This window comes from Streptomyces sp. NPDC006450, assembly GCF_040612195.1.
Taxonomy (GTDB): domain Bacteria; phylum Actinomycetota; class Actinomycetes; order Streptomycetales; family Streptomycetaceae; genus Streptomyces.
The window spans coordinates 119,177-132,301 of the sequence record NZ_JBEXPT010000001.1; the positions used below are offsets into that span (position 1 = coordinate 119,177).

The window sequence follows — 13,125 nt, forward strand, 5'->3', positions numbered from 1 at the left end:
CGGCTGATGATTCCGTGCAGCAGAGAGCGACGTTTCACGTGAAACACGATGCCCGGACGGAGTCACCCGGCCGCTACGACACTCCGAAATCCATACCTATAGGGCTCAACACCCCTGCAATACGCCTCGAACACGGCCCCGCAGGGGATCAGCGGCGCCGGCGCGTACGGCTCACGCGGGCGGCCTTGGCCCGCTTCGCCGCGAACCGCACACCGCCGGGGCTTTCCCCGACCTCGACCCGCACCACGGTGGAGAGCGGGTCCACGACCCCCTCGCCGACGTGCAGCACCGAGGTCTTCACCACACCGAGCTTGGTCAGCGCGGCCTTCGCCGCCACCAGCTCCTCCTCGGCGGTGTCGCCCTTCAGCGCCAGCATCTCGCCGTACGGGCGCAGCAGGGGCACACCCCATCCGGCGAGCCGGTCCAGCGGAGCCACCGCACGCGCGGTCACCACGTGCACCGGCTGGAGCTTGCCGAGAACTTCCTCGGCCCGCCCGCGCACGACCGTCACATGGTCGAGGCCCAGCAGCTCCACGACTTCCTGGAGGAAGTTCGTGCGGCGCAGCAGCGGCTCCAACAGCGTGATCTTCAGGTCCCTGCGCACCAGGGCCAGCGGAATGCCGGGGAGGCCGGCGCCCGAACCCACGTCGCACACGGTGACGCCCTCGGGCACCACCTCCGAGAGCACGGCGCAGTTCAGCAGGTGCCTCTCCCAGAGTCGCGGCACCTCGCGCGGCCCGATCAGGCCCCGCTTGACACCCGCGTCCGCCAGCAGCTCCGCGTAGCGCACAGCTTCCGGGAAATGCTCACCGAACACCGCACGCGCCTCTTCAGGTGCCTGGGGTGCCTCTTCGGGCATCGGGGGAAGCTCAGCTGCCTCCGTCACGGGGACCGTCCTTCCGTACCGCATGGTTGTGGCCGTGCCGTCCCGCGGGCCACGTCGTCACTGCCAGGCTGACAAACATCGGCCCCGCCTGCGATACAGACGGGGCCGGACACTCAGGCTTCCGGTCAGGCCGGAAGCACGACGACGAAGCGCTGCGGCTCCTCGCCCTCGGACTCGCTCCGCAGACCGGCGGCCGCCACGGCGTCGTGGACGACCTTCCGCTCGAAGGGGGTCATCGGGTCCAGCTTCAGGGGCTCGCCGGACGCCTTCACGTCCTCCGCGGCCTTGGCGCCGAGGGCCGTCAGCTCCTCGCGCTTCTTCGCCCGGAAGCCGCCGATGTCGAGCATCAGCCGGCTGCGGTCCCCGGTCTCGCGGTGCACGGCGAGACGGGTCAGCTCCTGCAGAGCCTCCAGCACCTCGCCGTCACGGCCGACGAGCTTCTGCAGGTCGCGCGCGGATTCGCTGACGATGGAGACAGAGGCGCGGTCCGCCTCGACGTCCATGTCGATGTCGCCGTCCAGGTCGGCGATGTCCAGCAGACCCTCAAGGTAGTCGGCCGCGATCTCACCCTCCTGCTCGAGGCGGGTCAGGGTGTCGCCACTCTCAGCGGCGGCGGTGGTGGTGCCTTCCGTCACGGGAGGGACTCCTTCTTACTTCTTGGGAGAGGGCTTGCTGGGGGGCGTCTGGCGCTGCGACTTCGACTGCCGCTTGGGCTGCTGCCGCTTCGGGGCACCGCCGCCGGCGGCATCGGCGTCGACGGTCGCCTCGACGCTCTTCGCCACGGAGCCGTCCGCCTGCGCGGCCAGGCCCTGCTTGGTCAGACCGGTGATGAACTTGCGCTCGTTGTCGTTGCGGTCCGGGCCCTTGGCCACGATCGCCGCGACGATCTTCTTCTTGCCCCGGCCCTTGAGCTGGCCGTGCGCACCGATCTGCTTGAGCAGACGCGTCAGGTACTGGTCCTGGGCCAGGCTTCCCGGGGTGGGGTTCCGGCTGATCACGAACATCTGCTGGCCCATGGTCCACAGGTTCGTGGTCAGCCAGTAGACGAGGACACCGACGGGGAAGTTGATGCCCATGACCGCGAAGATCACGGGGAAGATGTACATCAGCATCTTCTGCTGCTGCATGAACGGCGTCTTGACCGAGAGGTCGACGTTCTTCTGCATCAGCTGGCGCTGCGTGTAGAACTGCGACAGCGACATCAGCACGATCATGACCGCGGTGACCACCCGCACGTCGGTGATCGAGGCGCCCAGAGCGGCGACCTTGTCGGCGCTGTCCGTGAACTTGGACGCCAGCGGGGCGCCGAAGATGTGCGCGTTACGGGCGCTCTCCAGCAGCGCGCCGTCGATCTGGCCGATCGGCGTGCCGTTGGCGATGCTGGCGAGCACGTGGTAGAGCGCGAAGAAGAACGGGGACTGCGCCAGGATGGGAAGGCACGAGGAGAGCGGGTTGGTACCCGTCTCCTTGTACAGCTTCATCATCTCTTCGGACTGGCGCTGCTTGTCGTTCTTGTAGCGCTCCTGGATCGCCTTCATCTTCGGCTGGATCGCCTGCATGCCGCGCGTCGCCTTGATCTGCTTCACGAAGAGCGGGATCAGACAGATGCGGATCAAGATCACCAGGGAGACGATGGACAGGCCCCAGGCCCAGCCACTGTCCGCGCCGAACATGGCACCGTACAGCTTGTGGAACTGAACGATGATCCACGAGACGGGCGTGGTGATAAAGGTGAACCAACTGGCAATCGTGTCCACTAATCAAGCTCCTTGAGCATTGCGAGATCTACGCAACGCACTGCGCAGCTGCTCGTGCCAACGCGGGCGTTTCCGGGGTGGGACGTGATCCACGCCACCCGGGGACCACGGATTGCACCGCAGGATCCGCCAGGCGGTCAGAGCCGTCCCCTTCACCGCACCATGCCGGTCGATGGCCGTGTACCCGTAGTGCGAGCACGAGGGGTAGTAGCGGCACACCGGCCCGAGCAGCGGACTGATCGTCCACTGGTACAGCTTGATCAATGCGAGCAGCGGGTACTTCATCGAGCCACGCCTCCCAAGAGCCGCAGCAATGCGGCATCGAGGTCCCGGGCCAGCTCGTCGAGACCGGCATCACCCGCTCCGGGCAAAGCCCGTACCACCATCAGGCTACCTGCGGGCAGCTGAGACAGCCGCTCGCGGACGAGATGGCGCAAACGGCGCTTGACCCGGTTGCGTACGACGGCGATGCCGACAGCCTTGCTGACGACGAAACCCGCACGCGCCGAGGGATCGATCTCCCCCGACTCGTGCGGGTCCGTTGCACCGCTTGTACGTAGGTGGACGACGAGGAGCGGGCGACCAGCCCGACGACCTCGACGTACCGCGCTCGCGAAGTCCTCGCGCCGCCTCAGCCGATTTTCGGGAGACAGCACGACGTCACGATCCGCCCGTCAGTTACGCGGAGAGGGCGGCGCGGCCCTTGCCACGACGGTTCGCGAGGATCGCGCGACCGGCACGGGTACGCATCCGCAGGCGGAAGCCGTGGGTCTTGGCACGACGGCGGTTGTTCGGCTGGAAGGTGCGCTTGCTCACTCGGGGGCTCCAGAGAATAAATCGTTGTGGCGGGACATCGCCTGGCTGTCACCGTGCGCCCACGAGGAGAAAACTCGCGTGTTCGCCCGAGTGGCACCGCAAAACGATCACAATCAGTGATCTTCGCCCATCGGTAGGCAGGCGGCAGCAGCCATCGACAACTCGACCTCGTTACGGTACGCGCGGCTACGCCATCCGGTCAAACCGAGCCGACGGTGCCCCACACTGTGCACAGGCTGTGGACAACGACTTGAACCGTACCCGCTGGCCTGACTACCGTTGCCTGACCCCGGATTTTTTGTCCCGACCGTCCCAAAGAACCACACATTCGTGGGACCCCCTCTGAGAGAGCGTGCTCTGTGGCTGACGTACCTGCCGATCTTGCCGCAGTGTGGCCAAGGGTGCTCGAAAAGCTCCTCGGGGAGGGACAGAACAGCATCGAGCCCAAGGACAAGCAGTGGGTCGAGCGCTGTCAGCCCCTGGCCCTGGTGGCGGACACCGCGCTGCTCGCCGTCCCCAACGAGTACGGCAAGCGCGTCCTCGAGGGCCGGCTCGCCCCGCTCATCAGCGACGCCCTCAGCCGTGAGTGCGGCCGCCCCATCCGCATCGCCATCACCGTCGACGACTCCGCGGGCGAGCCCTCGCCCCCGGCTCCGTCCCCGTCTTCCTCCCGCGACGGCTACGAACCGTACGGCGGCCAGCGCCCCGGGGGCCACACGGGACCCGGCGGACACACGGGACCGGCGGACGACCAGCTCCCCAGCGCCCGCCCCGCCTACCCGGACTACCAGCAGCCGCGCTCCGAGCCCGGCGCCTGGCCCCGCGGCGGCCAGCAGGACGACTACGGCTGGCAGCAGCCCCGCCTCGGCGGCTTCCCCGAGCGCGACCCGTACGCCTCCCCGCAGCCGGGCTACATGCAGCAGTCCGAGCCCTCCTCCTACGACCAGGGCTCCTACGAACAGCAGAAGTACGAGCAGCAGCAGTACGAGGGTCAGCAGCAGCGCTCCTCCCGCCAGTACGAGCAGCAGCAGTACGACCAGCCGCCCGCGCGGCAGGCACCCAGCCGTCCCGCGCCCTCGGCGCCGTCCGGCGGATCCACCTCCGGCCCGCTGGAGCCGACCGCCCGGCTGAACCCCAAGTACCTCTTCGACACCTTCGTCATCGGCGCCTCCAACCGCTTCGCGCACGCCGCCGCGGTGGCCGTCGCCGAGGCGCCGGCGAAGGCGTACAACCCCCTCTTCATCTACGGGGAGTCGGGCCTCGGCAAGACGCACCTGCTGCACGCCATCGGGCACTACGCGCGGAGCCTCTACCCCGGCACCCGGGTGCGGTACGTGAGCTCCGAGGAGTTCACCAACGAGTTCATCAACTCGATCCGCGACGGCAAGGGCGACGCGTTCCGCAAGCGCTACCGCGAGATGGACATCCTGCTCGTCGACGACATCCAGTTCCTCGCGAGCAAGGAGTCGACGCAGGAGGAGTTCTTCCACACCTTCAATACGCTCCACAACGCCAACAAGCAGATCGTGCTCTCCTCCGACCGGCCGCCCAAGCAGCTCGTCACCCTGGAGGACCGGCTCCGCAACCGCTTCGAGTGGGGTCTGATCACCGACGTCCAGCCGCCCGAGCTGGAGACCCGTATCGCGATCCTGCGCAAGAAGGCCGTCCAGGAGCAGCTCAACGCCCCGCCGGAGGTGCTGGAGTTCATCGCCTCCCGCATCTCGCGCAACATCCGCGAGCTGGAGGGGGCGCTGATCCGGGTCACGGCCTTCGCGAGCCTGAACCGGCAGCCGGTGGACCTGGGTCTGACCGAGGACGTACTGAAGAACCTGATCCCCGGCGGCGAGGACAGCGCGCCCGAGATCACGGCCACGGACATCATGGCCGCCACCGCCGACTACTTCGGGCTGACCGTGGACGACCTGTGCGGCTCCTCGCGCAGCCGCGTACTGGTCACCGCGCGGCAGATCGCCATGTACCTGTGCCGGGAGCTCACGGACCTCTCGCTGCCCAAGATCGGGGCCCAGTTCGGCGGCCGCGACCACACCACCGTGATGCACGCGGACCGCAAGATCCGCGCCCTGATGGCGGAGCGCCGCTCCATCTACAACCAGGTGACCGAGCTCACCAACCGCATCAAGAACGGCTGACGCCGGCTCTGTGCACGTGCCGTACGGGCGCCGCCGAGGCCCCTTCAAACACCTTCAGAGGGCGCTCCCGGGTTACTTCGGGGGCGCCCTTCTTCATGCGTGCGCCCCTGACCTGTTCGAATACGCCCCCTCAGGGGCAACTCATCCACAGATTGGGCGACTTTCTTCCGTCCACACCCTGGGGACGGGCCGTGCCACCCACAAGACTGTCCACAGGGGCCGGGTGTGAGGCACCATCAGGGCTGGTCAGACCCCTGTGGAATTGTGCGCAACCACTATCCACAGGCTGTGGACGAAATTTTCATCCACAGGTCCGTCCACCGCGTTGTCCACCGCCGGTCCACAGCTTCCCGGGTCCTGTGCACAGGATCAGACGACTTCCCCACACCGTTGTCCACTGTTCGGCAACGGGGAACCCCCTCTCACCGCCCCGAGTGAAAGCGGTCACACCGATGTCGACGTTTGGGCTGTGGAGTACTCGGGAAAACCTGGGGACGCACCTGTGGAGTAATCGGGGTCATCTGGGGATGGCCTGTGCAGAAGTTTTCGTTCTCCACAGAGACACCTGGTTGTCCACCGGTGTCGCCCACAGGGTGTGGGGATAAAAAACGATGGCTGACCTGCAAAAACACTGTTATCCACCGTTTCCACAGGCCCTACTACTACCCCCATAGAGAGTTAGCCCGGTTTCGGTTTTCAAGCGGGTCCTGTGCACAACTCGGTGGATCGCCCTCCCCGACACCTCGCTCCCGACTTGACCGCCGGCAGCAACGACTGTCGGCGCCGTACGTCAGACTGGTCCCCGGCATCGGTCGAGGCATCGACGAGCCGACGACGAAGGCCGGCAGACGAGCGAGCAACAGCAGGAGGCGGTTTCCGGTGAAGATCCGGGTGGAGCGCGACGTACTCGCGGAGGCGGTGGCCTGGGCTGCTCGTAGCCTCCCGGCCCGGCCGCCGGTGCCCGTTCTCGCGGGCCTGCTGCTGAAGGCCGAGGAGGGCAAGCTGTCCCTCTCCGGCTTCGACTACGAGGTCTCGGCGCGGGTCTCCGTCGAGGCGGACGTCGAGGAGGACGGCACCGTCCTGGTCTCGGGCCGGCTGCTCGCCGACATCTGCCGCGCCCTCCCCAACCGCCCGGTGGAGATTTCCACAGACGGTGTACGGGCGACCGTGGTCTGCGGCTCCTCGCGATTCACACTCCACACCCTGCCTGTGGAGGAGTACCCGGCACTGCCGACGATGCCCACCGCGACCGGCACCGTGCCCGGCGAGGTCTTCGCCTCCGCCGCCGCCCAGGTCGCCATCGCCGCCGGCCGCGACGACACGCTGCCCGTGCTGACCGGTGTGCGCATCGAGATCGAGGGCGACAAGGTCACCCTGGCCTCCACCGACCGCTACCGCTTCGCGGTCCGCGAGTTCCTGTGGAAGCCCGAGGACCCCGAGGCCTCGGCCGTGGCCCTGGTGCCCGCCAAGACCCTCCTGGACACCGCCAAGTCGCTCACCAGCGGCGACACGGTCACCATCGCGCTGTCGGGCTCCGGCCAGGGCGAGGGCCTCATCGGCTTCGAGGGCGCCGGCCGGCGCACCACCACCCGCCTCCTCGAGGGCGACCTGCCGAAGTACCGCACGCTCTTCCCGACCGAGTTCAACTCCGTCGCCGTGATCGAGACCGCCCCGTTCGTCGAGGCCGTCAAGCGCGTGGCCCTCGTCGCCGAGCGCAACACCCCGGTCCGTCTCAGCTTCGAGCAGGGCGTGCTGATCCTGGAGGCCGGTTCCTCCGACGATGCACAGGCTGTGGAGCGCGTCGACGCGAAGCTGGAGGGTGACGACATCTCGATCGCCTTCAACCCGACCTTCCTCCTGGATGGCCTGAGCGCGATCGACTCGCCGGCCGCGCAGCTGAGCTTCACCACGTCCACCAAGCCGGCGCTGCTCAGCGGCCGCCCGGCGGTCGACGCCGAGGCCGACGAGGCGTACAAGTACCTGATCATGCCGGTCCGCCTCTCCGGCTGAGCCCGGAACGACGCGGCAGCCCCTCGGGCCCGGCACCGCTTCCCGCGGACCGGGCCCGAGGGTGTTCCGCCTCCCGCCCGCGAAGCCCCGTAGCGGCCCCGTAGCGGCCTCCCAGGGGCCTGGCAGCGGACTCGCGGGACTGCGCAGGAGCCCGTACGGGGCCTCGTGCGCGGCCCGCCGCGCGCCTCGGCGCCGGACACCCGGAGTGCCCGTGGCGCCGGGCGCCGCGCCCCGGCGTAGGCTCGGCACGGGGGATGTCCCCGGGCGGGGCGCACCCCGGCACAGACGGCCACAACGCTTAAGGAACCACCTGATGGAGCTTGGTCTCGTCGGTCTCGGCAAGATGGGCGGCAACATGCGCGAGCGCATCCGCCGCGCCGGCCACACCGTCATCGGATACGACCGCAACCCGGACCTCGCGGATGTCCACAGCCTGTCGGAACTTGTGGACAGCCTGCAGGCCCCCCGCGTGGTGTGGGTCATGGTCCCGGCCGGCGCGGCGACCCAGTCCACCGTGGACGAGCTCGCGGGCCTGCTCTCGCCCGGCGACATCGTCGTCGACGGAGGCAACTCCCGCTGGACCGACGACGAGAAGCACGGCGCCGAGCTGGCCGCCAAGGGCATCGGCTTCGTGGACTGCGGAGTCTCGGGCGGCGTCTGGGGCCTGGAGAACGGCTACGCGCTGATGTACGGCGGCGACAAGGAGCACGTCGCGGCCGTCCAGCCCGTCTTCGACGCCCTCAAGCCCGAGGGTGAGTTCGGCGCGGTACACGCCGGCAAGATCGGCGCCGGCCACTTCGCGAAGATGGTCCACAACGGCATCGAGTACGCCATGATGCAGGCCTACGCCGAGGGCTGGGAGCTCCTGGAGAAGGTCGACTCGGTCACCGACGTCCGCGAGGTGTTCCGGTCCTGGCAGGAGGGCACGGTCATCCGGTCCTGGCTGCTGGACCTGGCCGTGAACGCGCTGGACGAGGACGAGCACCTGCAGCAGCTGCGCGGCTTCGCGCAGGACTCCGGTGAGGGCCGCTGGACGGTCGAGGCCGCGATCGACAACGCCGTGCCGCTGCCCGCGATCACGGCCTCGCTCTTCGCGCGCTTCGCGTCCCGCCAGGACGACTCCCCGCAGATGAAGATGATCGCCGCGCTGCGCAACCAGTTCGGCGGCCACGCGGTCGAGAAGAAGTAATCCACAACCGCTCCACAGGTCCACGGTCCGCATGTGCACAGTCCGCACGTGCAGTCCACACGTGCGGTCCACATGTGCACAGCCTGTGGAGCGGAGCACGGCAGAGCAGCAGGAAGCCGGGGGAGGTCGGCGCCACATGCACGTTTCGCATCTCTCGTTGGCCGACTTCCGCTCGTACGCCCGGGCCGAGGTTCCCCTCGACCCGGGCGTCACCGCTTTCGTGGGCCCCAACGGGCAGGGCAAGACCAATCTCGTCGAGGCGATCGGCTACCTCGCGACCCTCGGCAGCCACCGCGTCTCCGCGGACGCCCCGCTCGTGCGGATGGGCGCCGAGCGCGCCGTCATCCGGGCCGCCGTCACCCAGGGCGAGCGCCAGCAGCTCGTGGAGCTGGAGCTGAACCCGGGCCGTGCCAACCGGGCCCGGATCAACAGGTCCTCGCAGGTCAGGCCGCGGGACGTGCTGGGCATCGTGCGCACCGTGCTGTTCGCCCCCGAGGACCTGGCCCTGGTCAAGGGCGACCCCGGGGAGCGGCGCCGCTTCCTCGACGAGCTCGTCACGGCCCGCTCGCCGCGGATGGCGGCCGTGCGCTCGGACTACGAGCGCGTGCTCAAGCAGCGCAACACCCTGCTGAAGTCGGCGGCGATGGCCCGCCGGCACGGCGGCCGCTCCATGGACCTGTCCACCCTCGACGTGTGGGACCAGCACCTGGCGCGCACGGGCGCGGAGCTGCTCGCCCACCGGCTCGACCTGCTCGCGACCCTGCTGCCGCTGGCGGACAAGGCGTACGAGCAGCTCGCGCCCGGCGGCGGACCGCTCGGCGTGGCCTACAAGTCCTCCGCGGGCGAGCAGGTGGACAGCGGCGAGGCCCGCACCCGCGAGGCGCTGTACGAGGTCCTCCTCGGCTCGCTGGCGGAGGTGCGCAAGGGGGAGATCGAGCGCGGGGTGACCCTGGTCGGCCCGCACCGCGACGACGTGGTGCTGCGCCTCGGGGAGATGCCGGCCAAGGGGTACGCCAGCCACGGCGAGTCCTGGTCGTACGCGCTGGCCCTGCGGCTGGCCTCCTACGAGCTGCTGCGCGCGGAGGGCAGCGAGCCGGTGCTGATCCTCGACGACGTGTTCGCGGAGCTGGACGCGCGGCGCCGGGAGCGGCTGGCGGAGCTGGTGGCGCCCGGCGAGCAGGTGCTGGTGACGGCGGCGGTCGACGACGACGTGCCCGGGGTGCTGGTCGGGACCCGGTTCGCGGTGTCCGGCGGGGAGGTGACGCGGCTGTGAGCGGCAAGGAGCAGGACCCGCCGTCGCAGGGACGGCCGCAGGACCCGCCGCGCAAGGCGGCCGAGCCCTCCGGCGTGGACCTGGCGCGCCAGGCGCTGGCGGCGGCGCGCGAGCAGGCGCGGGCCCGCGGCAACGCGGCGCAGAACAAGAAGGGCCGCCATCAGCCGGGCCTGCGCTCGGGCGCCCGCGCGGACGGCCGGGACCCGATGCCGCTGATGGCGGCGCTGGACCGGCTGCGCACGGAGCGCGGCTGGGAGATGCCGATGGCGGTGGCGGGCGTGATGGAGCGCTGGCCGGAGATCGTGGGCCACGACATCGCGACGCACTGCGTGCCGGACCGGTACGAGGACCGCGAGCTGGTGGTGCGCTGCGATTCCTCGGCGTGGGCGGCTCAGCTGAAGCTGCTGGCCCCGCAGCTGGTGGCCCGGCTCAACGCGGATCTGGGGCAGGGCACGGTCCGGCTGATCAAGGTCCACGGTCCTGGCGGCGGGCCGAAGCGGTACGGGCCCTTGCGGGCGCCGGGGAGCACCGGCCCGGGGGACACCTACGGGTGAGAGGGCGACCCGGCCCGGCGCGTTCGACCGCGTCCGGGCGGCTTCGCATGCCCATGCCCGTGCCCGGACGCGCGGGCACCCGTACGGGTGAGTAGGGGTCCGGCGGCCACCCGTTCGGACGGCTGTGCGGGTGGTGTCCCTCACGGTAGCGGGAGGTTGACAGCCCGAAGCGCTCAATGCCCGTGTGAGCCTCTTTGGGCCCCTCCCCGGATATGGGGAGTCGGAGAGAGGAGTTTCCGGGCGGCACATGAGGACTCAGGTACCGGCAAACGCCCATTCATGGGGGTGATACCGGTAGACTGAACGAGAATCCCGCGCATGCGCGGGATCCAGTCGAGTAAAGCTGACCACCGCTGACAACGCAGATCGACGCAGCCGCTCCCGCTTGCATGCATGCCGGCCCGGAGTACGGCCTGTGCTGTGCCAGAAAGGGCGCTTCGTGGCCGATTCCGGCAACCCCAACGACAACCAGTCCACAGTCGGCCAGAACGGCGAGGTCACCTCCTCGTACGACGCCAGTGCCATCCAGGTCCTCGAGGGCCTGGACGCGGTCCGCAAGCGTCCCGGCATGTACATCGGCTCGACCGGTGAGCGCGGCCTCCACCACCTCGTCTACGAGGTCGTCGACAACTCGGTCGACGAGGCCCTGGCCGGGCACGCGGACACCATCGACGTGACGATCCTCGCCGACGGCGGCGTGCGCGTGGTCGACAACGGCCGCGGTATCCCGGTCGGCATCGTGCCGTCCGAGGGGAAGCCGGCCGTCGAGGTCGTGCTGACGGTCCTGCACGCGGGCGGCAAGTTCGGCGGCGGCGGCTACGCCGTCTCCGGCGGTCTGCACGGCGTCGGCGTCTCCGTCGTGAACGCCCTGTCGACCAAGGTCGCGGTCGAGGTCAAGACCGACGGCTACCGCTGGACCCAGGACTACAAGCTCGGTGTCCCGACGGCGGCCCTGCTGAAGAACGAGGAGACGTCCGAGACGGGCACCTCGGTGACCTTCTGGGCCGACGGCGACATCTTCGAGACCACCGAGTACTCCTTCGAGACGCTCTCGCGCCGCTTCCAGGAGATGGCCTTCCTCAACAAGGGCCTGACCCTCTCGCTGACGGACGAGCGCGAGTCCGCGAAGGCCACGATGGGCGCGGACACCGCCGAGGAGATCGACGACCAGCAGGCGCGCACGGTCAAGTACCACTACGAGGGCGGCATCGTCGACTTCGTGAAGTACCTGAACGCGCGCAAGGGCGAGCTGATCCACCCGACGGTCATCGACGTCGAGGCCGAGGACAAGGAGCGCATGCTCTCGGTCGAGATCGCGATGCAGTGGAACTCGCAGTACACCGAGGGCGTCTACTCCTTCGCGAACACGATCCACACGCACGAGGGCGGTACCCACGAAGAGGGCTTCCGCGCGGCGATGACGGGTCTGGTCAACCGCTACGCGCGGGAGAAGAAGTTCCTGCGCGAGAAGGACGACAACCTCGCCGGCGAGGACATCCGCGAGGGTCTGACGGCGATCATCTCGGTGAAGCTGGGCGAGCCGCAGTTCGAGGGCCAGACGAAGACCAAGCTGGGCAACACGGAGGCCAAGACCTTCGTGCAGAAGGTCGTGCACGAGCACCTCAACGACTGGTTCGACCGGAACCCGAACGAGGCCGCGGACATCATCCGCAAGTCGATCCAGGCGGCCACGGCGCGCGTCGCGGCCCGCAAGGCCCGTGACCTCACCCGTCGCAAGGGTCTGCTGGAGAGCGCGTCGCTGCCGGGCAAGCTGTCGGACTGCCAGTCCAACGACCCGACCAAGTGCGAGATCTTCATCGTCGAGGGCGACTCGGCCGGCGGCTCCGCCAAGTCCGGCCGGAACCCGATGTACCAGGCCATCCTGCCGATCCGCGGCAAGATCCTGAACGTCGAGAAGGCCCGCATCGACAAGATCCTCCAGAACACCGAGGTCCAGGCGCTGATCAGCGCCTTCGGCACGGGTGTGCACGAGGACTTCGACATCGAGAAGCTCCGCTATCACAAGATCATCCTGATGGCGGACGCCGACGTCGACGGCCAGCACATCAACACCCTGCTGCTGACCTTCCTGTTCCGCTTCATGCGGCCGCTGGTCGAGGCCGGTCACGTGTACCTGTCGCGCCCGCCGCTGTACAAGATCAAGTGGGGCCGCGACGACTTCGAGTACGCGTACTCGGACCGCGAGCGCGACGCGCTGGTCGAGCTCGGCAAGCAGAACGGCAAGCGGATCAAGGAAGACTCGATCCAGCGCTTCAAGGGTCTGGGCGAGATGAACGCCGAGGAACTGCGCATCACCACGATGGACGTGGACCACCGCGTGCTCGGCCAGGTCACCCTGGACGACGCCGCGCAGGCCGACGACCTGTTCTCGGTGCTGATGGGTGAGGACGTCGAAGCCCGGCGCTCCTTCATCCAGCGCAACGCCAAGGACGTTCGCTTCCTCGACATCTGAGTCGGCTCAGCTGACCG

General features: G+C 68.9%; 11 protein-coding genes and 1 pseudogene. 6 read left to right on the forward strand and 6 right to left on the reverse strand.

The annotated features are described in order from the left end of the window. Window positions 1-148: 148 nt before the first annotated feature. From rsmG to rpmH, 6 genes and pseudogenes are all read right to left on the reverse strand, one after another. Window positions 149-859 carry a 16S rRNA (guanine(527)-N(7))-methyltransferase RsmG gene (gene rsmG, locus ABZY57_RS00530; RefSeq protein WP_356506820.1) on the reverse strand — a complete coding sequence of 237 codons (711 nt, stop codon included), beginning with the start codon at window positions 857-859 and terminating at the stop codon, window positions 149-151. Between the two features lie 152 nt (window positions 860-1,011). After that, window positions 1,012-1,521: a R3H domain-containing nucleic acid-binding protein gene (locus tag ABZY57_RS00535; protein ID WP_356506658.1), complete on the reverse strand. Its 510-nt coding sequence runs from the start codon at window positions 1,519-1,521 to the stop codon at window positions 1,012-1,014. Window positions 1,522-1,536: 15 nt separating this feature from the next. Further along, on the reverse strand, window positions 1,537-2,643 hold the full coding sequence (gene yidC / locus ABZY57_RS00540) for a membrane protein insertase YidC (RefSeq protein ID WP_356506659.1): 1,107 nt from the start codon (window positions 2,641-2,643) through the stop codon (window positions 1,537-1,539). A 30-nt stretch (window positions 2,644-2,673) separates the two neighbouring features. Next, window positions 2,674-2,928 (reverse strand): annotated as a pseudogene (gene yidD, locus ABZY57_RS00545) (membrane protein insertion efficiency factor YidD); the annotation flags it as partial. After that, entirely contained in the window at window positions 2,925-3,299 is a 375-nt protein-coding gene (gene rnpA / locus ABZY57_RS00550; RefSeq protein WP_356506661.1) for a ribonuclease P protein component, read from the reverse strand. The gene rnpA and the pseudogene yidD, both read right to left, overlap by 4 nt. Before the next feature lie 22 nt (window positions 3,300-3,321). Beyond that, window positions 3,322-3,459, reverse strand: coding sequence for a 50S ribosomal protein L34 (gene rpmH, locus ABZY57_RS00555; protein ID WP_008741645.1), 138 nt, complete (start codon window positions 3,457-3,459; stop codon window positions 3,322-3,324). 359 nt (window positions 3,460-3,818) lie between these two features. Between rpmH and dnaA the strand changes: the two genes are divergently transcribed. From dnaA to gyrB, 6 genes are all read left to right on the forward strand, one after another. Then, window positions 3,819-5,609 carry a chromosomal replication initiator protein DnaA gene (gene dnaA, locus ABZY57_RS00560; RefSeq protein WP_356506663.1) on the forward strand — a complete coding sequence of 597 codons (1,791 nt, stop codon included), beginning with the start codon at window positions 3,819-3,821 and terminating at the stop codon, window positions 5,607-5,609. A gap of 879 nt (window positions 5,610-6,488) precedes the next feature. Continuing rightward, window positions 6,489-7,619 (forward strand): DNA polymerase III subunit beta, encoded by a 1,131-nt coding sequence (gene dnaN / locus ABZY57_RS00565; RefSeq protein WP_243331110.1) that lies wholly within the window; start codon window positions 6,489-6,491, stop codon window positions 7,617-7,619. A gap of 313 nt (window positions 7,620-7,932) precedes the next feature. Next, window positions 7,933-8,808: a phosphogluconate dehydrogenase (NAD(+)-dependent, decarboxylating) gene (gene gnd, locus ABZY57_RS00570; protein ID WP_243331108.1), complete on the forward strand. Its 876-nt coding sequence runs from the start codon at window positions 7,933-7,935 to the stop codon at window positions 8,806-8,808. Window positions 8,809-8,944: 136 nt separating this feature from the next. Then, window positions 8,945-10,081 carry a DNA replication/repair protein RecF gene (gene recF, locus ABZY57_RS00575; RefSeq protein ID WP_356506665.1) on the forward strand — a complete coding sequence of 379 codons (1,137 nt, stop codon included), beginning with the start codon at window positions 8,945-8,947 and terminating at the stop codon, window positions 10,079-10,081. After that, window positions 10,078-10,635 (forward strand): DUF721 domain-containing protein, encoded by a 558-nt coding sequence (locus tag ABZY57_RS00580; protein ID WP_356506666.1) that lies wholly within the window; start codon window positions 10,078-10,080, stop codon window positions 10,633-10,635. Before recF ends, ABZY57_RS00580 begins: the two co-directional genes overlap by 4 nt. 415 nt (window positions 10,636-11,050) lie before the next feature. Next, the gene (gene gyrB / locus ABZY57_RS00585) at window positions 11,051-13,108 is read left to right on the forward strand and encodes a DNA topoisomerase (ATP-hydrolyzing) subunit B (protein WP_356506668.1); all 2,058 of its coding nucleotides are present in this window, start codon (window positions 11,051-11,053) and stop codon (window positions 13,106-13,108) included. Window positions 13,109-13,125 lie beyond the last annotated feature (17 nt).